At 46.6% G+C, this 22911-nt stretch carries 14 protein-coding genes; 11 read left to right on the top strand and 3 right to left on the bottom strand.

What is annotated here, in order from left to right:
* The first annotated feature begins 2 nt into the window (after positions 1-2).
* From ABIE50_RS10540 to ABIE50_RS10505, 8 genes are all read left to right on the top strand, one after another.
* Entirely contained in the window at positions 3-503 is a 501-nt protein-coding gene (locus ABIE50_RS10540) for a hypothetical protein (RefSeq protein ID WP_354027953.1), read from the top strand.
* Positions 504-514: 11 nt separating this feature from the next.
* Positions 515-1942 (top strand): RagB/SusD family nutrient uptake outer membrane protein, encoded by a 1428-nt coding sequence (locus ABIE50_RS10535; protein WP_209863713.1) that lies wholly within the window; start codon positions 515-517, stop codon positions 1940-1942.
* A 27-nt stretch (positions 1943-1969) separates the two neighbouring features.
* The gene (locus ABIE50_RS10530; protein WP_209863716.1) at positions 1970-2899 is read left to right on the top strand and encodes a hypothetical protein; all 930 of its coding nucleotides are present in this window, start codon (positions 1970-1972) and stop codon (positions 2897-2899) included.
* Positions 2900-3043: 144 nt separating this feature from the next.
* Complete coding sequence (locus ABIE50_RS10525) at positions 3044-3973, top strand: ABC transporter ATP-binding protein (RefSeq protein ID WP_209863718.1); 930 nt, start codon at positions 3044-3046, stop codon at positions 3971-3973.
* A 22-nt stretch (positions 3974-3995) separates the two neighbouring features.
* A complete protein-coding gene (locus ABIE50_RS10520) occupies positions 3996-6311 on the top strand; it encodes a Gldg family protein (protein WP_209863720.1) in 2316 nt (771 codons plus the stop codon).
* 14 nt (positions 6312-6325) lie between these two features.
* On the top strand, positions 6326-7675 hold the full coding sequence (locus ABIE50_RS10515) for a MutS-related protein (protein ID WP_209863722.1): 1350 nt from the start codon (positions 6326-6328) through the stop codon (positions 7673-7675).
* Positions 7672-8997, top strand: coding sequence for a MutS-related protein (locus ABIE50_RS10510; RefSeq protein WP_209863723.1), 1326 nt, complete (start codon positions 7672-7674; stop codon positions 8995-8997). The genes ABIE50_RS10515 and ABIE50_RS10510 overlap by 4 nt, the downstream gene beginning before the upstream one ends.
* 27 nt (positions 8998-9024) lie before the next feature.
* Positions 9025-11865, top strand: a complete 2841-nt coding sequence (locus ABIE50_RS10505) for a M16 family metallopeptidase (protein WP_209863725.1) — start codon at positions 9025-9027, stop codon at positions 11863-11865.
* Positions 11866-11934: 69 nt separating this feature from the next.
* Here the strand turns inward: ABIE50_RS10505 and ABIE50_RS10500 are convergent, their stop codons facing one another.
* The 3 genes from ABIE50_RS10500 to ABIE50_RS10490 form a co-directional block, all read right to left on the bottom strand.
* Positions 11935-13413, bottom strand: coding sequence for an RICIN domain-containing protein (locus ABIE50_RS10500; protein ID WP_209863727.1), 1479 nt, complete (start codon positions 13411-13413; stop codon positions 11935-11937).
* A gap of 196 nt (positions 13414-13609) precedes the next feature.
* Positions 13610-15934, bottom strand: a complete 2325-nt coding sequence (locus ABIE50_RS10495) for a TonB-dependent receptor (RefSeq protein ID WP_209863729.1) — start codon at positions 15932-15934, stop codon at positions 13610-13612.
* 46 nt (positions 15935-15980) lie between these two features.
* On the bottom strand, positions 15981-17243 hold the full coding sequence (locus ABIE50_RS10490; RefSeq protein WP_209863732.1) for a PepSY-associated TM helix domain-containing protein: 1263 nt from the start codon (positions 17241-17243) through the stop codon (positions 15981-15983).
* 408 nt (positions 17244-17651) lie between these two features.
* Between ABIE50_RS10490 and ABIE50_RS10485 the strand changes: the two genes are divergently transcribed.
* The 3 genes from ABIE50_RS10485 (at position 17652) to ABIE50_RS10475 (ending at position 22895) form a co-directional block, all read left to right on the top strand.
* Complete coding sequence (locus ABIE50_RS10485; protein ID WP_209863735.1) at positions 17652-18230, top strand: RNA polymerase sigma factor; 579 nt, start codon at positions 17652-17654, stop codon at positions 18228-18230.
* Positions 18231-18326: 96 nt separating this feature from the next.
* Complete coding sequence (locus ABIE50_RS10480) at positions 18327-19289, top strand: FecR family protein (RefSeq protein ID WP_209863739.1); 963 nt, start codon at positions 18327-18329, stop codon at positions 19287-19289.
* Between the two features lie 168 nt (positions 19290-19457).
* Positions 19458-22895, top strand: a complete 3438-nt coding sequence (locus ABIE50_RS10475) for a TonB-dependent receptor (RefSeq protein WP_209863742.1) — start codon at positions 19458-19460, stop codon at positions 22893-22895.
* The last annotated feature ends 16 nt before the right edge of the window (positions 22896-22911 follow it).

The raw sequence follows: 22911 nt of genomic DNA, 5'->3' as shown, positions 1-22911 counted from the left end.
CCATGTTAAGGTATAAGAACATTTCGGTGAGTGCACAGTTTGCCATGGCTTTCGGCAATCAAAAACGCCTGCCGGTTTTCTATAACCCTTCCGGAGCGCCCACTCCCGAGCAAAACGCTCCAAGAATCCTGAACGACCGCTGGAAACAGCCAGGTGATGAATTACATACCAATGTTCCGGCTGTTCCCCCTGGAAATCCACGCAGGATAGAGCTAACTATGCCTACACCAAATCTGTTCATAGCAACACCATACCAGCTGTATAATCAATCAGATTACATGGTGGCAGATGCAGATTTTATCCGCTGCCGGCAGATTGCAGTGAACTATGAATTTACACAGGCATTGTTGAAAAAGGTACATATCAAACGCCTTAGCACATCGCTCAGCATGACCAACCCGTTCCTGCTGACTTTTGATGATGCATGGAGAGGTTATGATCCTGAAACAAACGGATGGCCTGCACGCAGAACGGCGTCATTATCTTTTAATATGACTTTCTAATATTGAAGCGCATGAAATATAAATTATTCTCTGTTCTCTCTGTATTTACGCTGTTGGTATTCAGCAGCTGTTCAAAATTCCTTGAAGAACAGTCCCAGAGTGAAATAATTCCGAAAACAGCCGCCGATTTCAGGGAGTTACTGATGGGATCAGGTTACATAGGAAACGAAGACCCTACCGATTTCGTTTCTTTCATGGATGACGATGTGGATTTTAATATTGAATGGGGAATTGGCACTCCATATTCCATTGTAGGAACTCCCGGGGCTAAAACGGACTACCTCTACTATACCTGGCAACCAACACTGGCTGACAGGAACGGCCTGGGAGATCTTATCAGCACAGATCCCGCCAACACCGCCTACTATACTTTTTATGAGCTGATAAAAGGATGCAATGCCGTACTGGATAATATCAACGCTGCTATTGGCAGCCGGCAGGAAAAAGACAGGGTAAGAGCGGAAGCACTTGCCGTTCGCGCCTTCTATTACTTCCGGCTGGTTAATCTTTATGGCGAGCCTTACAACAGTAATCCGCAATCTCTTGCTGTACCTTTAAAACTGACCTCCGATATTTCCGCGGAATATATGCAGCAGGCCACCGTTGCTAAAGTATATGAGCAAATTGTAAACGACCTGAAAGAGGCATCCACCCTGATGGATCCACTGCCTATTGCACGCAGGGATTTCCACATCAATCAGCCGGCCATTCATATCCTTTTATCAAGGGTATACCTCTATATGGAAAAGTGGGAGGAATGTGTAACAGAAGCCAATAAAGTATTTGAACAGGCAGGTGTACTGATGAACATGACCGGGATCACCTCCGGCAACTGGCTCACCTACACCAACCCGGAAGTTGAATGGATGTTTGGCGGCAGATCACAGGCAGGAGATCAAAACAGCTATATTCCGTCTGCCGAATTCCGGTCAATTTTTGACCAGGATAATGATGTACGCTTCAAATACGGTATCTCCAATTCAAATGGCACTCCCCTCATTAATAAATATACAAACGTGAACGGAGAGCTGGTTCAATGCCTTCGTACCGGAGAAGCACTGCTGAACAGGGCGGAGGCTAATGTGCAACTGGGCAAACTGCCGGCTGCAATGAAAGACCTGAACGACCTGCGCCGCACCCGTATCATTGGTTATACAGATGAAAGCATTGGCAACAAAGACGCACTGCTTGCAGCAGTACGCCTGGAACGCCGCAAAGAATTTTTCCTGGAAGGATTCCGTTGGTTTGATCTCCGGCGATACGGCATGCCTGCTATCACACACCGGTATCAGCATGAACTGGGTGAAGCAATTCTCCACTACACGCTGAAAGAAAAAGATCCGATGTATACACTGCCTTTTCCTACCAGTTTGCTCGAGAGAAATCCCGCGCTGAAACAAAATCCATCCGCTACTATGCCGGACAGGATCGGGCAGTAAATGTTAAACAAGCAATACCATTATCACATGAAGCATATATTTCTTATTGGCTGCATCTCCAGTATATTATTATTCTCCTGCGCGAAGGATCATAAAATAGGTCCTCTTACGCCAATAGCACCAGACTATGTTTTGCCGCAGGGAAATGCACCTAAAGAGGCGAATGATAAAATCCAGCAGCTCTACGACAATTATGGATCATATTTCCTTTATGTGTTTACACAAAAGGATTTTGAATGGATGCAATCCGCCGGGGGCAGCGCCTCAAGGATTGATACAGCCGTATTGGGCGATCCCGCTTATACAGGTGATATGCTCAATTTCCTGAACGATATCTGGTTAAAATTCCTGCCGGAAGACTTTAAGAAAGAACAGGGAATCCCCTACCGTGTACTGATGGCCGATACTATCAAACAATACAGGACCGGTTATCCCCCGGGCAGGGAATATCTTTACTTCGATTTCAAAATAGTGGGAAAATCCATTACGTTCGCCGGCATGAACGCATCCCTGCGTACTATGACACCCGCACAAAAGGTGGAGAAAAAGAATACTCTCACAGCTGCTATCTGGAATTATTATATCAGTAATAATATCCTTGATATCCCTGCAGAGTTCTACACCATCAGCAATTACACCGCCGCCGCTCCCGCAACGCCGATCAATGCAGCCAACCCTGCCAACGTAGAGGCTTACCGGGAGAAAGGCTTTCTGCCATCTTCCTATAACGCGGTATCCGGCGCACCTTTTGAATGGCATAACGGCACCTATTCCTGGACCACTGCCAAATCAAATGATATCAATTCCTTTATCCTGAACATCACGCAAAGGACAGATGCACAGATAGCGCCTTATCTCACTTACCCGCTGATCAAAGAGAAGTTTGATATTCTGGTTAACTATTATAAAACAAAATATCGTATAGACGTTCGCGCTATTGCCAACGCCACCTATTAATCCTTTGCCCGTGACCGTTTCCCGGGGATCAAATCCCGGGAAACATCACATCGGCAGTCATCTTCATAACATTTTATTAATAACAAAGCATCGTGTAAGCAACACCTTGCACTGCTATTTTATTTATTAAACAATCCGTAATGAATGGAAAACGCCATTGTAAAAGTTGAAAACTTATCTCATCGCTATAACTCACAGTGGGCGGTCAGAGATATAAATTTTGAGATCCATAGCCAGGGAGTTGTTGGCCTGCTGGGCTCCAACGGGGCCGGTAAATCCACTACCATGAACATCATTTGTGGAGTGCTGAAACAAACAAAAGGCGATGTGCTGGTTAATGGGGTTAATTTGAAAGATGATCCTGTGGCAGCGAAAAGGAATATCGGCTTTATGCCCCAAAAGCTTCCGCTGTACCAGGATTTCACCGTGGAAGAATACCTGACCTATTGCGCCGACCTGAGGATGGTAGAGAAAGCGCAGGTGAAAAAATCGGTACAGCAGGCGCTGGAAAGATGTGGGGTAGCCCATTTCAGGGAACGGCTGCTAAGGAACCTCTCCGGCGGTTACCAGCAACGTGTAGGCATCGCGCAGGCTATTGTACATAACCCAAGGTTTGTAGTGCTCGATGAACCTACCAACGGCCTCGATCCCAACCAGATCGTGGAAGTAAGGAACCTCATCAAGGAAATTGCGAAAGACCGCTCCGTATTGCTTTCCACGCATATCCTCACGGAAGTGCAGGCCACCTGTAAGGAGATCAAAATGATAGAAGAAGGCCAGATGGTTTTCTCCGGCACCATTGAAATGTTCGACAATTACATTGAGCCCAATACACTGGTCATATCCCTGGATATGCCTCCTGCCCATGATGAGCTGCTTAAACTGGAAGGCATCAGATCCATAGAACAGGTAGCGCCCACCCGTTTCAGGCTGGGATACGACGGCGAGAAGAAAACCGTGCAACAACTGGCGGAAATAAGCGTAAGCAAAGGTTGGGGGCTGATGGAACTGATCATTGAAAAGAGCTCGCTGGATGCGGTATTTGCGAGGTTGTCGAAAAAAAACAACAAATAAAAAGCTGATAAAAAAATATTAAATGAGACGAGTTTTCAAGATCGCTAAGGCAGAGTTATTCACCTTGTTTTATTCACCGATCGCCTGGATGATCCTTATCGTATTTACCTTCCAGACAGGGATGGCTTTTGCAGAGCACCTGCAGGAAATACTGCGGGCGCAGCGCATCGGCTTTGGCAATAGTTTCGTTACTGCCAATATCTTTTCCGGGCAACTCGGTTTGCTGGTAACTGTGCAGAATTACCTGTACCTCTATATGCCATTGCTCACCATGGGGTTGATGAGCCGGGAACTGAGCAGCGGCTCCATTAAATTATTGTATTCCTCCCCGGTTACTTCCTCCCAGATCATCCGTGGTAAGTTCCTTGCCATGATGCTCTACAGCTTACTGCTGATGGGCGTACTGCTCATCTATACATTGATAGGCGTATGCACGGTAGATCATTTCGATCTTCCATCCGTATGCTCCGGTTTACTGTCCATCTACCTGCTGATGTGCGCCTACTCTGCCATCGGGCTGTTTATGTCAAGCCTTACCTCCTACCAGGTAGTAGCAGCGCTGGGCACGCTCGTATTGCTGGCCAGCCTCAGCTACATGAACAGGGTATGGCAGGATATCAGCTTTGTGCGGGACATTACTTACTGGCTCTCTATTTCAGGCCGTTGTAATGAAATGATCATGGGCCTTATCTGCAGTGAAGACGTACTATACTTCATTATTGTAGTAGGCATGTTCCTCACCCTCAGCGTGATGAAGCTCCAGGCCAACCGCACCCATGCCTCTTTCTCCAGCGTGTGGGGAAAATACAGCCTGGTAGTACTTTCTGCTATGGCGCTGGGATACGCCACTTCAAGACCTATACTGATGGCTTACTATGATACCACCGAAACAAAACGGAATACCCTTACACCCAACAGCCAGGCTATTATGGCCAAACTCGACGGCGGCATGACCATCACCACTTATGTGAACCTGCTCGACAGGGAATATTATATTGGTATGCCCGACCAGGTAAATGAAGACAAACAACGTCTGAAACAATACATCCGCTTTAAACCGGAAATAAAACTGAAATACGTTTATTATTACGACGAACCCAGTAACAACCCGCGGCTCAAATTTCTCTATAAAAATATGAGTCTCGCTGAACAGGCCAGGAAAGAAGCCGATATCAAAGACCTGGATTTTGATTTATTCCTCTCCCCGGAAGAAATTAAAAAGGAACAGGTAAAAAAGAAGATCAATCTCACTGACGAAGGCAACACCTTTGTACGCCTCGTGGAAAGAGAGAACGGACAAAAAGCTTTCCTGAGAATTTATGACGACATGATGAAATTTCCGGATGAGGCTGAAATTTCCGCGGTTTTCAAACGCATGGTGATGAAACTTCCCCGCATCGGCTTCCTCGAAGGGCAAGGTGAAAGGAAAATAGAAGGCGACAGGATCCGTGACTATACGTTGTTCTCTTCCGTTAAAACATTCCGCTATGCACTTACCAACCAGGGCTGCGATGTGGAAACACTGGACCTTTCCGGCGATAAACAGATCCCGAAAGAAGTAGACATCATCGTGATCTCCGATATGCAACAACTCATGGATTCCGTTGTGAAAAAGAAACTGGATGCATACATCGCCAACGGTGGCAACCTGGCAATTACGTTAAAACCAGGTTCTGAAATAATGGAATCCTTCATTGCACAGTTTGGCGTTAAAACAATACCAGGCCAGCTGGTGCAACCCAAGCAGGATGTTGCTGCCAACGTAGTGATATGCCGGCCAACAGAAGCATCCAAAAACATTGCACCGATGTTCACCGATATGATCCAGCGGCATCTGTATGTAGGCATGGTGAAATCAGCAGGGCTTGTAATGGCCGAAAACAAAGGCTTTAAAGCCGTTCCCGTTCTGCAAACCGATACCATGAAAACATGGAATGAGCTGCAAACCATCGACTATGTAAACGACTCTGCTACCGTGGATGTTGCCAGCGGTGAAAAAGTAGACAGCTTTGTAACTGCACTGGCCCTGTCAAGAAAAGTCGGTAACAAGGAACAACGTATTATGATCATCGGGGATGCGGACTGTATCAGCAACGGTGGTATGAGACCACCCATAAGGATATACGGCGCTTCCAACTTTTCTTTGATCCCGGGTATGTTCCACTGGCTGTCGTACGCCACGGTGCCTGTTGACGTAAGCCGCCCTGTTGGGTCCGACAACGAGATCTTCCTTACCAAGGAAAGCCTGAAAATGGTGAGATACGGATTGATGGGTGTTATTCCCGGTATATTATTAATTGGAAGCACCATTTTACTCATCAGGAGAAGAAGAAAGTAAAACAGATAGCTGGTATGAGCTTAATGACCGATAAACAAACGCTGAACGATCTGAATATTTTCGGGAAAAGAGGTGGCGATACAGTGTACGCCATCTTTAACCGGACCTTCACCCGTGGCGGATCAGAACTGCTGGAAGAAATGTTCCGCAACCCATTGTCGGATGAAAATGCGATCAACGCACGCAGCAGCATTATCCGTGCCTTTTCAGGGAAGGAGATCCCTTTCCCGTATGAAAGTGAATGGTTTGATGCTGCAGAACAACACCTGCAGAACACCGACGAGCGCACCCGGCTGAATGAGCATGAGGATACACTGAACCGCAAATTCAACCAGCTCATTGCTGCCGATACCGAATACAAGGCTATTGAAAAGGGTGTGATATGCCTGATCCATATACTGCAGGCCACTAAAGCATTTGCAGAAAGCATCCGGCAGCAGGTGGCAGATATTCCCTACAGTAAGGAGCTGGCAGCCATAGACCGGTTGCTGGCCCTGGATGAATTGCAACCGGTTCTGCGGGAACACGCCAAACAAAAATTTTCCTTTGCCAGGATTGCGGAGTACGACAAAGTACTCCGCTTCCGGCAACGGGAAAACATCCTGCAGTTATTGCGGCAAATTTATCAGGCAGATGTATATCTTTCTGTGGCACGCACCGCCAGGGAAAGAAAATATTCCTTCCCTGTGGCATTGCCAAAAGAATTGCAGACAGTAGTACTGGAAGATTTTTATCACCCATGCCTGACCAAACCGGTGGCTAACTCACTATCCATCACTCCTTCCAGCAATATTATTTTCCTGACAGGAGCAAACATGGCAGGAAAGTCCACCTTCATGAAAGCGCTGGGAATAGCCATGTACCTTGCCCAGATGGGCTTTCCGGTACCGGCTTCCAGGATGGAATTTTCTGTAAGAGATGGTATCTATACCACCATTAACCTGCCCGACAACCTGAGCCAGGGAGCCAGCCATTTTTATGCAGAAGTATTGCGTATTAAAACAATTGCCAGGGAACTAAGCAGGGATAAATACCTGTTCGTGATCTTTGATGAGTTGTTCCGCGGTACCAATGTGAAAGATGCATATGAGGCAACCATTGCCATCACTTCCGCTATCGCACGCAGGCAGAATTGTATGTTCGTGGTATCCACGCATATCATTGAAGCCGGCGATGCGCTCAGGGAAAAATGCAGCAACATCAACTTCGTATATCTGCCAACGTTAATGGAAGGGAATAAACCCGTGTATACGCACAAACTGGCCTCCGGTATCACCTCCGACAGGCACGGGATGGTCATTATAAAAAATGAAGGTATACTGGATATATTAACCAGGAAAAAATCAATAAAGGAAAACACATGAGCTTTATTGCCGACAAACAAACACTGGATGACCTGTCGCTGTTAGGAAAATATAATACCAACTCAGTTTTCAGTCTGTTTAACCAGGTAAACACGCGGGGCGGTGAAAAACTGCTGGATGTGATGTTCAATCACCCGCTCACAGATGCGGATGCCATCAACAACAGGAGTAAAGCTTTCCGTTACTTCCATGACAACACTTTTGCCTTTCCTTTTGATGCTGCGCTGCTGACCCGTGCAGAAGCCTATCTGGAGGAAGCGGGTGACCCCGGTTTGCCGCTTGCCATATTGCGTACCGGCAGGAAAAGACTGATGGAAATCCTGGTAAAAGAGGATACCTATCCCCTGCTGCAGGAAGGGATCAATAACTGCCTAGCTGTTTTAAAAAGCGGTGCGCGCATGCTTCAGCAACTCGAAAATGAAGGCCGCGACAAAGGCACGCCCTGGGAAAACTGGGCCCGCATCGTCCGCAGCATTACGCGCGACGAGCAGCTGAAAACGGTGCTGGAGGAACGCACACCTGCAAAAAGATCCCTGCTGCAAACCGCCAGGTTGCATCACCTGCTTACCTATGTCCTCCAGGCGCATTTAAAAACCCTGCTGGAGCTTACATATGAGATAGATGTATACATTACAGTTGCTGGTATTGCCAGGGAGAAAGGATTTTCGTACGCTGTCGCTTCTCCCAAAGAAAAGAATTTCCTGCACGCAAAAGGCGTTAAACATCCCGGCCTGGATAAAGCCGTTCCCAATACGCTATCCTTTAACGGCAACAGCAATGTACTGTTCCTTACCGGCGCCAATATGGCCGGTAAATCCACCCTCATGAAAGCAACAGGCATCATGCTGTACCTGGCGCATATGGGGTTCCCGGTGGCCGCTGAAGAAGTGCAGTTCTCCGTTCTCGACGGGCTTTATTCTTCCGTAAATGTACCCGACGACCTGAATAAAGGGTACAGCCACTTTTATGCGGAAGTGCTCCGTGTAAAAAAAGTAGCAGAAGAAGTAGCGGCAGAAAAACGTCTCTTTATCATCTTTGATGAATTGTTTAAAGGTACCAATGTAAAAGACGCCTATGATGCCACACTTGCAGTAACTACTGCATTCAACGCATTTACATCATGCTTCTTTATTATTTCAACACATATTTTCGAAGTAGGTGAAGAGCTGAAAATAAAAGGCAATAACATACAGTTCGTATTCCTGCCTACCGTGATGGAGGGCGCTGTGCCCAGGTATACCTACCGGCTGCAACCCGGTATTACAGCAGACCGGCAGGGCATGATCATTATTGAAAATGAAGGTATACTGGAGATGCTGTAACCGGCATCCATCTTTTATAACGGAACCATGTTACACACAAAAACCACCAAAAGACAAACAACTATGCATTATCGTTATCTGGCCACCGCCGGGTTGCTATGCTTTTCGCTGGCTGGAAGCTTTGCGCAGGGCGCCGGACAGGACCGCCCCATTCCATTGGATACCGCCGTTCATACCGGTCAGTTGCCCAATGGGTTCACTTACTATATCCGCAGAAACAATGAACCTGCCAAACGGGCATTGTTTTACCTGGTGAACAAGGTAGGATCTATCCTGGAAGACGATGACCAACAGGGACTGGCGCATTTCATGGAACACATGAACTTTAACGGCACTACCCATTTCCCTAAAAATAAACTGATAGATTACCTGCAGAAAGCAGGCGTGCGGTTCGGGGCTGACCTGAACGCATATACGTCGTTTGATGAAACTGTATACCAGCTACCCGTTCCTACCACAGATCCCGCAATGGTAAGCCACGGCCTGGATATTATGCGCGACTGGGCACAGGAAGCATTGCTGGAAACCGGCGACATCGACAAGGAACGCGGCGTGATCATCGAGGAAAAACGCCTGCGCGGAGGCGTAGGAGAACGCATACAGGAACAAACCTCCCGCATAGCATTAAACCACAGTAAATATACTGAACGCTCACCCATAGGCATAGACAGTATACTGCTTCACTTCCCCCCTGCTGCTATCCGCCGTTTTTACCACGACTGGTACCGGCCCAACCTGCAGGCCATCATCGTGGTAGGTGATATAGATGTGAATCAGGTAGAACAACAGATCAGGAAACAATTTGCAGATCTGAAAAACCCGGCGAACGAAAAAAAAAGGCCCACGTATAATATTCCGCTTACCGGTAAAAACCACTTCATGACCGTTACCGATCCGGAAGTAACTACCACCGGCCTGGAAATGATGGTGAAGCATACAGCAGATAAGTGGACCACCACTACCGGATACCTTAATTCACTGAAACGATCGCTGTTCAACCAGATGCTCGGCGCCAGGATCGCGGAATTAAGCCAGCAGCCTAATCCTCCCTTCCTCGGGGTAAAGGCAGGTATCGCTAACTTAATCGGTGGGCTGGATCAATTCTCTTTCTCAGTAACTGCAAAAGCCGGCAAACTGGAAGAGGCATTTGCCGCCGGCTGGTCGGAAATAGAAAAAGTAAAACGCTTCGGGTTCACTTCATCTGAACTGGAACGCGCCAAACTCTCCTTTCTGAACAACCTGGAAAAATCGGCCCGCGAAAAAGATAAAACACCTTCCGCAGCTTATGTAGCGGAATACCAGGCACTGTTCCTTCACGGAACACCATCACCAGGGTTCGACTGGGAATACAACTTTCTGAAAACAGCCATCCCTGCTATTAGCACCGACGATCTGAATGCAATAGCGAATGAATATATCAGGGATATCAACCGCGATATTTTTATCATAGCCCCGGAAAAGGAAAAGGAACATCTTCCTGATTCAGCTACTGTAAACGGATGGCTCGCAAAAATAACCGCCAGCCCGCTGAAGCAATACAGCGATAATATTGCCAACCAGGCCCTATTAAGTAAATTACCGGCGCCCGGGAAAATAGTTGCTGAAAAAAATTACCCCGCATTAGGTATACAGCAATTCACTTTCAGCAATGGCGTAAAAGCCTGGCTCAAACCCACCACTTATAAAAATGATGCCATCCAGTTCCTTTCTTTTGCACCCGGGGGTATCAATAAATATTCAGATGCAGATTTCCCCAGCGCCTCCAGCGCCAACGGAATCATAGGCGGATCAGGACTTGCAGGTTTCTCTCCTGTTCAACTGGCAAAAATGCTGAACGGCAAATCTGCATCTGTAGGCACCTTCATCAGCGGGCGTAGCCAGGGAATCGGCGGCGCCAGCACTGTAAAAGATTTCGAGACAGCACTGCAATTAATATACCTCCGGTTTACCGCCCCCCGGAAAGACACTGTATTATTTGAAAATGCCATCGCGCAATCCAGGGAAGGAATACGAAACCGCTACAGCGATCCCGGTACTGTATTCAGGGATACTATCAACGCCGTATTAACCGGCTATCATTACCGTACAAGCCCTTCCACACTGGAACGGCTCGACAGCATCAGCCTGGAAAAGGCCTATGAAGTTTATCGCGACCGGTTTGCAGACGCCTCACAGGCCAATTTCGTATTTGCAGGCAATTTCAATACAGACAGCATCCGGCCCTTGCTGGAACAGTACCTGGGCGCATTGCCTTCTCTTCATAAAAAAGAGAAAGCGGTTAAACTCCACGTACATGTGCCCAAGGGGCAGCTGGTAAAAACCGTCACTAAAGGAAAGGATAATAAAGCCACGGTATTGCTGGTGTACAATGGCGACTGTGTTTACAACACGGGCAACAAAATGCAGCTGCAGGCACTGTCTGAAATTCTGCAATACAGACTGTTAACCAGTCTCCGGGAAAATGCCGGAGAAGTATATACTCCTTCTGTAGACGGGTCAATGGTGAAAGAACCTGATCAGCGCTTTGCCATCAATGTATCATTTGGCTGTGCACCCGAACACGTGGAGCACCTGGTAGGATTGGTACAGCAGGACATCGCTAATTTACAGCAGCAGGGTGCCACTGCCGACGAGGTGGAAAAATTCAGGGCCGGCTTCCGCAAGCAGTATGAACTGGAGTCTGAAAGCAATGAATTCTGGCTGCAATTCATTGCCGGGAAAATAGAAGCCAATGAAGCACTGAAAGAACTTCCCGACATGGAAAAACAACTGGGTGAAATTAACAGCATGTCTGTTAAGACCGCTTCAAAGCTTTACCTGAGCCGCAAGAACGTGATACGGTTTGTGGCTTTGCCGGAAAGTAAATAGTAAAATAGACCGGGCTTCATCATGATGAAGCCCGGTCTATTTTATTCCATGAAAACGGATATTACCTGGTTATAGTTTTACTACCTGCCACTGTTGATTACGGGCCCCGCTCCAGTACCACTGTATAATACCTGCGCCGTTGGCAGCAGAAGCTCCATTTACATCAAGGCTCAACCCGTTGCCAACATTGGTAACCTGGTAATACCCGAAGCCGATATCTGTTACAGTCCACTGCTGATTTGTACCGCCCCAGTAATCCCACTGAACAATATCTGTACCGGCAGTGGTGGAACTGCCATTCACATCGAGCGATTTGTTGCTGTTACGGTTGGTAATACTGAAACGTGCCCCACCTAAGCTATTCAATTTCCACTGCTGGTTATTACCGCCCCAATAATCCCACTGCACAATACTGCCCCCGTTGGCAGTAGAAGAGCCATTTACATCAAGCCCTTTGTTACTTTGCCTGCAAACAATTTTATACCATGCCGCGCTATCAAATACACCAGCAGGCTGTGTGATAGTGGTAAGGCCCCAGGCATATTGCAGGCGGGAAAGCCCCGAAGCATTATTGGTAGTTACCGTAGTGCCGCTTAATGTTAATAAGCTGTAACTATCTCCCTCTCTTAATCCCGGCCAGTAAATACAACCAATACCGCGAGAAAGCACCCGGTTGGTCATGCCCTGGAAATAGGCGATTTCCCTGTCCTGCCCGGGCGCGCCAAGATAGTTTTTCCCGTTGGTCATTGGAATACCAAACTCTGTTACTACTGTTCTTTCGGGATAACTGATAGCAGAAATAGCAGACTCCCAATCTGCGGTGGTGTTCTTGTTGTTATCAAACCAGGTGTAATCATGGTAGGATAACAGGCAGGTATTCAGCCGGCTGTCGGCTCCCACTCCATTTACATTTGTTGCATATCCTGCCCCATCCAGTAATATCCTGTTCCGGGGCACATTGGGATAATGCGCAAGCCAGTCGGCATACAGGTTATTCAGATCTGATAAACTATAACCATGCGGTTCATTAAATACTTCAAAATAAACATTGCTGTTGTTAACATATTTGTTCACTACCGTTTGCCACATGTTCCAGAACTGAGTGGTGTTATCTACCAGGCCATCGCGTGAGCTGCTGCCTTCCCAGTAAGCCAGGATCACTTTCATCCCGCTGTTGGCAGCGGTATCAATGGCAGCGGTATAACTGTTCCACCAGGCCTGCAATGTGGAAGACGGGTTAATAGGCATCCGGATGGTATTGGCACCTCTTTGTTTAAAAGCGTTGATAATATTTGCCGCCTTTGTTTTGGTAGTGGCATAGCTGTCTGAAGAAGCCAATCCCGTGGGCACTACATAATCATCTTTAAAATTATCTGACGGATCGGCCCAGTTAACGCCCTTAAAATCTGCGGGAGTTACGTCCTGCAGGGCCATTGCAGTAATTTGTCTGCCTGCCTTTATATCAGCCGGTAAAATGTCCTCCTTTAAATTTTTTGAGCAGCCGGACAACAGGGCTATCAGGAGAAGATAGAATAGTAATTTTTTCATAACTAAGAATTTTTTTGACCGTGAAAGACGAGGGGTAATGCGATCAGTTTATCATGGAATTAAGGCAATATAGGAGAGTTCTTCAAAGACACAGGGGGAGTAAATCGTTTAAAACAGGGGGTAAATTCATTCATTAACAGAAAGGGCATCCCAAAAATAATTGGGACGCCCTTTCTGTTAAATTCCATAAATTCCATTAAAACCTATACCCTGCACTCAAACTCAGTCTTGCACCGTTTCCCTGTACATATTCCAGGCTCTGCGCCCTGTATTGGCTCCTGGGTGGATAATAGGCCTGGTTGAATAAGTTCTCCACGCCTAAAGACAGGTTAAAGGCATTATTTATTTTATACCCGGCACTGAAATTAAAATAGGTAACCGGTTTCACAGGGCCTTCACTCAAACCATAAGCGCCGGTACTACGCGGTTCAAAGCGGCTCCTGCTACCTGTATATACTATAGAAAGCTGCAAATTCAATGCATCCACCGGCTGATAGTTCACAAAGCCAGTTGCTTTAGCGGGCATAATACGCTCCCCGTTCATATATTTTTCTTCGCCGTTGGCCTGTTCTGTTTTACCTTCTACAAACGAATAGCTGCCCCCTGCTTTTATATGCTTACCAATGCGTGATTCTGCCACCAGCTCATAACCGTAAACGCGCTCAGGCTCCCTTTGCGTAACAAAGATACCGTTCTCCTCCACCAGGTTCGCCCCCAGTTTAGATGTGCTCACAAAATAGGAAGCCGAAAAATTGAACGGTCCAAACTCGCTGCTGAAGCCGGCTTCATAGTTATTAGTAACAACCGGGTCTGTCTGGATCTGCTCCAGCGTATTTTCAGAAGCACTGCGTAGTATACGGCCTAATTCATTCAAACCAAATGCCTGGGAGAAACTTACAAAAGGACTGAACATGTTCCAGCGGTTATAACGTGCCCCTATATTAAACATCACTGCATTATAGTTAAGACGCCCTCCCCTGATAAAGGTACTGCCTTCCCCATTCTGGCCTTTGGCGATGGTGTTGAAATCCTTCACGCGGATGCCTGCATTTTCATAACGTATGCCACCCTTTAATACCAGCTGGTGAAAATCTGCTTTCACCTGGGCAAAAGGCGCAATATTAAGCATGTTCATATCCGGCACAAATACCCGTCCGTCGGTAAGTACCTGGTTAGTACGATCCTTCAGCAGATCCAGTCCATAAGTCACATCTCCGGAAATATGTTTTGTTTTCCAGGGAGTATTCAGGTTCACGCGAATGCCTTGTTTGTAAGACTGGATATACGTTTGTCCCGGGCCGTACCAGCTGTTGGACTTTTCAACATACCTGTTCAGCGATTGAAAACGATGATCATACAGTATCACTTCCAGGCTGCTGTTTGCCGGAAGATCTTTCACCCGGTAACTCAGGTACATATTGTGACTGTGCGGCGTTCCTGCCGGTTCACCGGGATCAGTACCTTTAATGCCAATAGCAGGAGAAACCCCATAAACACCTTCTTTGTTCACATAGTCGGTATACTGGCGACTTGTAAAAAGATTATAGGAGAAAGTGAGTTGCTGCTTATCGGAGATCTCGTAACCCAACTTGGCAAACCCGTTAAAAAGCCGGGTTTCACTCATTCCATCCGCCTGGGCAATTACATTCCCCTCGGCGTCTTTCAATGCACCGGTACGATTATACACGCCACTTACCAGGTAAGAGAAACGGTTGATTTTACCATATAGGGATTGGGAAAGCTGGTAACCTATGGTATTATTGGTATGAAAAAGATTACCATCAGACCCGATCCTCGTTTCACCACCAATCTTCTTATCGCCCTCCGGGCTTTTTGTAATAAAATTAATGATACCACCCCCGGAACCATTTCCATAAATAGAGGTGGCGCCTTTGATCACTTCAACACGCGCTATGACAGCGGGATCAATGGAGCGCAGATCGCGGCTGCCATTCAACAGCGGGGTGGACTGCGGAATACCATCTATCAGCACCAGCACAGAGCGGCCCCGCAACGTTTGTCCCGAATTGGTAGCCTTGTTGGTAAACGTGCCCAGCCCCGGAACGATATTGCCAAGAATGGAAGTTATGGATGGATTAATGGCCGCCTGTTCACGAATTTCCTTCTCACGTACAATGGTAACAGAAGAAGGCACTTCCCGGATACTCTCTGCTTTGCGACCTGCAGTAACCACCACCTCGTTCAAAAAACTTTCAGACGTTAGCACCACATTCAGTTGCTCATCTTTTCCCTGCTTTATATCTACCTGTATACTCCGGGTTGCAAATCCTACCGCGCTCAGCGTGATATGCTGCGTTCCTGCCGGCAGATCCAATAAAAAACGGCCCTCTTTATCTGTTACCACCGGTGTTCCTTTTTCAGACACTATAGAAGCAGCCGGAACCGGTTTTCCCTTCTCTGTTAATACTACTCCATACAGATTACCTGCTGGTTGCTGCTGACCGGAAACAAGAGTGTTTATAAAAATGCATAGTAAAATAGATAACAGGTATCTGGTCATGGTTGGAACAGCTAAAATAAAATTTAGAATATAGTATATCGAACGGCTACCGTTGTTTCTTTTTCCTTTTTCCCCACCAGATATAAAAACCGGTAACGGGTAATGAGGCAGTAACGAGAGCTGCCAGGAAAACGATCAGCCGCAGGGGAAATCCACCGATGGCGCCTGTGTGAATATCATAGTTCATCCTGTTGGCCTTGTCGCCCCCGTCTGCATCCACGTACTTCCCGCGCACACCCGCAGGTAAAATTGCAGCGGTATACGGATCAAATACAAGATAGTCTGCATTGAAGCTGCGCTTTTGCTCAGGAAAATAACGGACGGTGAGTGTTCCCTTTTCGCCGGAAGGCAAGAGGAACTGTGTTCTGCCAAAGGCGATATTATAACGCTCCCTGATCTGTGCGTCAATCCGGTCGAGCGGATCTTCACCAGAAGCCATCTGCTGACGGGGCGCGACAGGTCGTTTCGCCGCTGCTGTCTTCTCTTTTGCAGGATATTTCTTTCCACCGCTGAATACCCAGTACTCTGCATTGCGTACCGCATCGAATCCCCAAACCAGGCCGGTGAACACCACGAAGATCATCACCCAGCTGGCATAAAACCCTAATACGTTGTGCAGGTCATAGTTCAGTCGTTTAGGAGATGCGTTTAACTTAACTGAAAAACTTTGCTTTCTTGCGGACTTACTCCACTTTCTGGGCCACCACAAAACAATACCGGAAATAATGATGAGGCCAAAAATCAGGGTGGCATATATGATAATATAATGGCCTACCGGGTCGGGTAACCAGAGATGCATGTGGCCGTTTAGTACCTGGCGGAAAAAATCCCGGTCCATATCCTTAACCTGCAACACTTTCCCATTATATGGATTTACATATACCATATAGTAGTATCCTTCCTTTTTCTTATTAAAGCTGACGCCTACGGAGCGTTCCGCCCCTGAAAAAGTGATCCTGCTTACTGTTTTCCCGGGTAGCTGAGCTTCGGCAATAGACCTGATCCTGGAAACAGGCAGCATAGGGCCGTCTGCTTTTTCCACAAACTGGTAGGGCTGGAAGGCGTCCGTCAGTTCGGGCTGGAAAGCATAAATCGCTCCGGTTAATGCCACAATAATGATCACTATCCCGGAGATAAGACCAAGCCAGAGGTGTAACACTCCTGCCAGTTTCCGGAAAAAAGACTGTTTTTTGCCGTTATTTTTCTTCTTTTTGCTTTTATCCGGGTATGGGAGATGCCCCCGGTTTGCCGTATCCGGCTCCTGGCCTGTCTGTATTATATGAGTAGGAGCTTTCTCGGCTACGTGCATTTGCTGGTATTTCAGGCCGCAATTTGCTGCTTTCCGGCGAAAAAGACTTTCGAAAACGGGAAAAATATTTACGAGATGCGGAAAATTTTATCCGGTTAGGATGAAAGTCACCTCATTCACATTATTAGGACCGCTTATACCACTGGCCTGGCAAACCACTTTGTATTGCGTCGGAGCGATCACACTGTAGCCTTTAAGCAGATCGATCTCCGCGGAGGGATCATAACTTTAGATCCTTTTATTTTCCTTTTCCGTAGATTAATACTAAGATAACATTTGGCCCTGCAGGCGGTACCATAGCCCGATCCAGGCCACAGCGGGGTTAAAAACAGCAGTCATCTTCCATTCAAAAATTTATTATTTGCAGGAAAGCCATATAATTTTGCAGTTATTGTACTTCTGCACTCAATGGCATTGAACGAACTTTCCGATTTAGATCTGTGGCTCCAGGTTAAGCAAGACAATGGTTTTGCTTTTAAAACACTTTTCGACAGGTATTGGGAAAAGCTGTATGTGTATGCCTTTAACCGGTTAAAATCGGCAGCAGATGCGCAGGATGTGGTGCAGGAAGTAATAATCAGTGTATGGTCGCGGCGGGCTTCCCTGGTTATTGAAGCCACCCTGGCCGCTTACCTTCATACCGCCGTGCAATATGAAGTGCTGAGCCATTTTTCACAGGCTGCTAAAATGGCCGACAGGAGCCTGGAATACGGGAAAAGCATCTTATCTGAACTAAGCAGCTATATAGCGCCTTTACATTTAAAAGAGCTGGAGGCATTAGCGGAAAATGAAATAACCAGGTTACCTGAAAAAATGCAACAGGTGTACCGGTTACGCCAGGAACAACATCTCTCTGTAAAAGAAATTTCCGGTTTACTAAATATTTCCGAGCAAACCGTTCGTAATCAGCTCAATTCAAGTTATCAGAAGCTCAGAAAGCATTTAAAAGAAGCAATTCTTGTCGCCATATTCCTGCATAGCAACTAAACCACATTTTTGGTAATAATTTGGTAACAATCCCCCGATAGTTAAAATCTTTGTTTTTAAGACATATAGCCAGGAGCCTGAAAAGCTCCCGGTTATATGAATATAGAAGCAATCAGGGAAATGGTTGACAGGTACCTCCAGGGTACGGCAACCGACCAGGAAAAAAAGTTCATCGAAAAATGGCTGCAGGCAAGGCCTGAAGATGATCAACCGTTAAAGGAAGAAGATAAGCAGGCGATTCACACCGCGCTCTGGCAATCATTTACCCATCGTACAAACTGGCAATCCTTTGCAACAAGCAAAGGTGCAGGTAAATCACGCCCCCTGTTCAACTACCGCTCGTGGGCAGGATATGCCGCTGCTGCGATAGTGGCGGCTTCCTGTGCCATCTGGCTAAATACCACTTTACTAAAGAAGCAGCCGATCCCTGTACAAACGATTACTGCATTAAAGGGCGCCCCAAAAACAATACAGCTGCCCGACAGTAGTATTGCGCATCTTTTTCCCGGCGCCACACTGGCTGTTCCCGATGATTTCAATACTAAAGAACGGGCAGTTACACTTTCCGGGAAAGTATTTTTCGAGGTAAAAACTGATCCTTCCCGGCCTTTCTATGTGCAATCCGGCAGGTTGCGTACCCAGGTACTGGGCACCTCCTTTGAAGTAACTGCACAAGATGGTCTGCATGCGGCTGTTATTGTACGCACAGGTAAGGTGCGGCTGCAATATGACGGGCAGCAACTGGCCGATCTTATTCCGGGGAAACGGTTACGGTTTGATGTGCAGCAACACCACTTTACGATCGACGAAGTAAATGCCGCCATGCTTTGCGAATGGTGGAACAACGGAATGGTTTTCAACCAATCGCCTTTTGAAGAGGTGGTGCAATCCATCTCCGACTGGTACAATGTGCCAATAACAATTACAAGTATCAAATGGAAACAGGAAAGGGTGACTATCCGGATCAAAAACAGGTCGTTCAGCGAAGCGCTTTCCCTATTATCAGCAACACTCGGATTTCAGTATAAAAAGGAAAACAACAGGATCATTATTTATTAACAAATCTAAATGCCTATTACGCCATGATCAGAATGAAAGATTAAAGAGATAAAAAAACCGGTCTGCGTTTTCAGACCGGAATATGCTGCGCTGGTATCTCACCTCCTGCGCGGCACTGTTAAACGCACAGTTCCAATAAGAAGTCTGTAACATTTAATTAATAAAGTTATGCAAAAAAGGATACTCAGTATCACCTATTTTTTATTCAGTATGATATTCCTTACCATAAACATAGTTTCTGCGCAGGTGGTATCTAAATCTATCCAACTTCCCCAAAAAGATATAAAAGGGAAAGAGGTACTTGCATTAATAGAAAAATTTGAACCTGTCCAGTTTACCTATGGGAAAGAGGTTAGCGAACAACTGGAAAAGATGCTGCATTTCAGCCATTCCAACCCCTCCATTAAAGAGGTATTGGAAATATTGCATAAAACTTCCGGCATTTCCTACAGCATCAGCGATGGCGCTATTATACTCAGGCCTGCAGCCGGGCCGGGGGCTTCTATTAATGAAGCAGGTGCCACAACAGGAAACAGTTGCATCTCCGGAAAAATCATTGACGACGAAACAGGAGAGCCTTTACCGGATGTAACTATCCGTATAGGCAGTTTGGGTACCATCAGCAAAGCTGATGGTTCGTTCAGTATTCCTTTATCCAAAGGTAAATACCAGGCCAGGGTCAGCTCTATCGGATATGCGCCTAAACTTGTAACAGATATTGAAATAAAGGATGGGCAGACATTCCAGTTGAATATGACCATGAAACGCCAGAAAGGCACTTTAAGCGGTATTGTGATCACCTCTTCCGCAAGCAGGGAATCTGTTGCATCGCTGTACACGCGTCAAAAAAATGAAGCCGGTATTACAAACGGGATCAGCAGGGAACAAATTTCTGCCCTGCCGGATAAAAATGTCGGCGAAACATTGAAGCGGATTTCAGGTGTTAGTACCGTCGACAACCGTCGTGTGGTAGTACGCGGTATAGCAGAGCGTTACAATGTGGCTATGATGGATGGCGCCGTTTTACCCAGTACAGACGTGCAGGTACGAGATTTTGAATTCGACATTATTCCCAGCAACCTGATAGATAATGTGATCGTTTCCAAAACCGCTACCCCCGATATGAGTTTCGGTTTTGGCGGAGGCCTTGTACAGGTGAATACATTTGCCATACCCAACGAAAATTTTACTACCATAAGTGCAGGGACAAAATATATTTCCGGTAGTACCGGCAAAAATTTTCTGGGTTATGGCCGTGGAAAAAACGATTACCTGGGGTTTGACGATGGCGGCAGGAATCATTTTCCCAAAGACCTGATGGTTTTTACCAACGCGAATTACAGACTAACAGATCCTTATGCCACACCATCTCCCGGCGTAACGCCTATCACCCCTGTTATGATAGCCGAACAGAATAAAAGAATAGGCGGTTTTGAGCGCCTCGGGACAAGAACTTATAAAGCGGCACCGGGACAAAACTACCAGTTCAGCCTGGGGCGCAATTACAATATCAGGAACAGCCGCTTTGGATTTGTAGGCTCGCTTAGCTATCGCAATGAACAATCCATCGACGATATTCCGCATTTTGAAAGAGGAAACTGGGAAAAAATCGGCAATACCAGGTATGACGCTATAACAGGTGAGGAACTGCAACGAACCTTTTCCAATCAATATAATTTCGTTACCTCCTGGGGAGCGCTGTTCAATGTGGGCTGGAGCTCAAAAAATCATAAGATCACCTTACGCAATTTTTACTCCCGTGTTTTCAACAACCAGTTTTCCCGGATTGTAGGCTGGGGAAATGAAATTGGTGGCGAGCTTCCTGAAATCCGTGAATATGACCGCCCTAAGTTTATTGATATGTTGCAAAACCGCATCAATGGCGAGCATACTTTTGGCGCGCTTAAGTTTGAATGGAATGTGGCCCGTAACAACCTTACCAATAATGAGCTGGATGCAACAGAAGCCTGGCTGTATCCTTATAAAACCCTCAACGGAACGGTGTACAACGTGGCGCCCACAGCGCTCACCAATCCCGGCTATGGCACATTCAACAGGGCGCAATATTATTACCGGGAAACCAATAAAATTGCCGAAGGCGCATTGAGTTATCAGGCGAAGCTGTTAGGGCAAAAACAAATTGCAAAAGCAGGCTACCAGTTTATGGAACGTCATGGCCTGTACGACTGGATCATTCTGCCAATCGGCAATGTGCAAACGGGCGGTGTTTATCCTTATGTACCTGTGCAGCAATGGGGACAGTTCCTGGAATTTAAAGATCCGCTGAAAGACCTGCTTTACTATCCTGCGGCTTTTTCCAGGAACGGATATGAGGGCAAGAACAACAACCAGGCCCTGTATGCAATGCTCGATAACCGTTTTACAAAATGGCTTCGGCTGGTATGGGGCGTCAGGGCGGAGTACTATAAATATGAAAAACTAAAAAACAGCGCCAATGACCTGGGTATTGATAAGCTGATAGAACAGGGTGAAAAAAAGAAATATGTAGACCCGGAAACAGGAAAAATTGTAACTGCCACTGCAGACCCGGAAACAGAGGAAAAAACGTGGCGTTATCTGCCTTCTGCCAGTCTTACAGCAACACCCTTCGAAAACTTCAACATCCGTGCGGCTTATTCAAAATCAGTAGTGCGGCCGGCATTGATCGAAAACTCCCTGATGATACGGTACGACCCCGCTATTGCCGGTTACCGCCGCAACGAAGGGGTATTGTCAACCGTTATAGATCATTACGATTTTCGCCTGGAATGGTATCCTAAAGCCGGTGAAGTGATCTCCTTCGGCTATTTCTACAAATACTTCGATAAACCCGTAGAACTGTATCGTAACTGGACAGATGCCAGCATGCGGGTATATCTTACCACCAGTAATTCAGAATGGGCAAAGGTACATGGCTGGGAAGCTGATCTGCGCAAAAGCTTAGGTTTCATTTACCCGGACTGGAACTTCCTTGATAAATTATACTTCAGCGGTAACCTCACTTTCCAGACCTCTACTGTACAGGCAGCCGAGTATACAGAGAAGTCGATGAGCGCCGACATATACGGCAACACTTACTCCTACCGTACCAAAAAACTATTGAAAGAGAAACGTCCACTGTATGGACAGGTACCGGTATTATACAACCTTGGTTTGCAATATAACGGCCATCGCTTAGGCGCCAACGTAGCCTATAACCACATGGGCTATAAGACCTTTGCCACCGGTATGGAACCAAACATCGTGGAATACGAACGCCCACGCAACCAGCTGGATGCGCAGATCAGCTACTCATTCCTGAAGAATAAAAAACTGAATGTCAGGTTCAACATGAGTAACCTCACAAACAGCCCATACCGTTTCTACCTCAATAGCGGCGATACGTATAAGCTACAGGATAAATGGCAGGGCCTGGGAGGATCTTATATTACAGCCACCGAATGGTCCGACATCTATGAATGGAAATACGGATTCTCACAGAAATATGAAGAAGGCTACCTGGAAACCACCGCCGACGGAAAATCGAAGACCAGAATAGGCGACAAGGAAACCTTTGTAAGGAAGGTAGGTGCTTCATTCAGTTTAACCGCAGCCTATACATTCTGACTCCCTTGTTCTATAA

Origin of the sequence: Chitinophaga sp. OAE865 (assembly GCF_040546735.1) — a bacterium.
In the GTDB taxonomy this organism is placed as follows: Bacteria; Bacteroidota; Bacteroidia; order Chitinophagales; family Chitinophagaceae; genus Chitinophaga; species Chitinophaga polysaccharea_A.
Note: the sequence above shows the minus strand (reverse complement) of the source record. Positions and strands in the feature narration are given on the sequence as shown.

What these genes read in the sequence shown, in the direction of transcription:
- ABIE50_RS10540 (WP_354027953.1), top strand. Translation starts at nt 3, where the DNA reads ATGTTAAGGTATAAGAACATTTCGGTGAGTGCACAGTTTGCCATGGCT.
- ABIE50_RS10535 (WP_209863713.1), top strand. Translation starts at nt 515, where the DNA reads ATGAAATATAAATTATTCTCTGTTCTCTCTGTATTTACGCTGTTGGTA.
- ABIE50_RS10530 (WP_209863716.1), top strand. Translation starts at nt 1,970, where the DNA reads ATGAAGCATATATTTCTTATTGGCTGCATCTCCAGTATATTATTATTC.
- ABIE50_RS10525 (WP_209863718.1), top strand. Translation starts at nt 3,044, where the DNA reads ATGGAAAACGCCATTGTAAAAGTTGAAAACTTATCTCATCGCTATAAC.
- ABIE50_RS10520 (WP_209863720.1), top strand. Translation starts at nt 3,996, where the DNA reads ATGAGACGAGTTTTCAAGATCGCTAAGGCAGAGTTATTCACCTTGTTT.
- ABIE50_RS10515 (WP_209863722.1), top strand. Translation starts at nt 6,326, where the DNA reads ATGAGCTTAATGACCGATAAACAAACGCTGAACGATCTGAATATTTTC.
- ABIE50_RS10510 (WP_209863723.1), top strand. Translation starts at nt 7,672, where the DNA reads ATGAGCTTTATTGCCGACAAACAAACACTGGATGACCTGTCGCTGTTA.
- ABIE50_RS10505 (WP_209863725.1), top strand. Translation starts at nt 9,025, where the DNA reads ATGTTACACACAAAAACCACCAAAAGACAAACAACTATGCATTATCGT.
- ABIE50_RS10500 (WP_209863727.1), bottom strand. Translation starts at nt 13,413, where the DNA reads ATGAAAAAATTACTATTCTATCTTCTCCTGATAGCCCTGTTGTCCGGC.
- ABIE50_RS10495 (WP_209863729.1), bottom strand. Translation starts at nt 15,934, where the DNA reads ATGACCAGATACCTGTTATCTATTTTACTATGCATTTTTATAAACACT.
- ABIE50_RS10490 (WP_209863732.1), bottom strand. Translation starts at nt 17,243, where the DNA reads ATGCACGTAGCCGAGAAAGCTCCTACTCATATAATACAGACAGGCCAG.
- ABIE50_RS10485 (WP_209863735.1), top strand. Translation starts at nt 17,652, where the DNA reads ATGGCATTGAACGAACTTTCCGATTTAGATCTGTGGCTCCAGGTTAAG.
- ABIE50_RS10480 (WP_209863739.1), top strand. Translation starts at nt 18,327, where the DNA reads ATGAATATAGAAGCAATCAGGGAAATGGTTGACAGGTACCTCCAGGGT.
- ABIE50_RS10475 (WP_209863742.1), top strand. Translation starts at nt 19,458, where the DNA reads ATGCAAAAAAGGATACTCAGTATCACCTATTTTTTATTCAGTATGATA.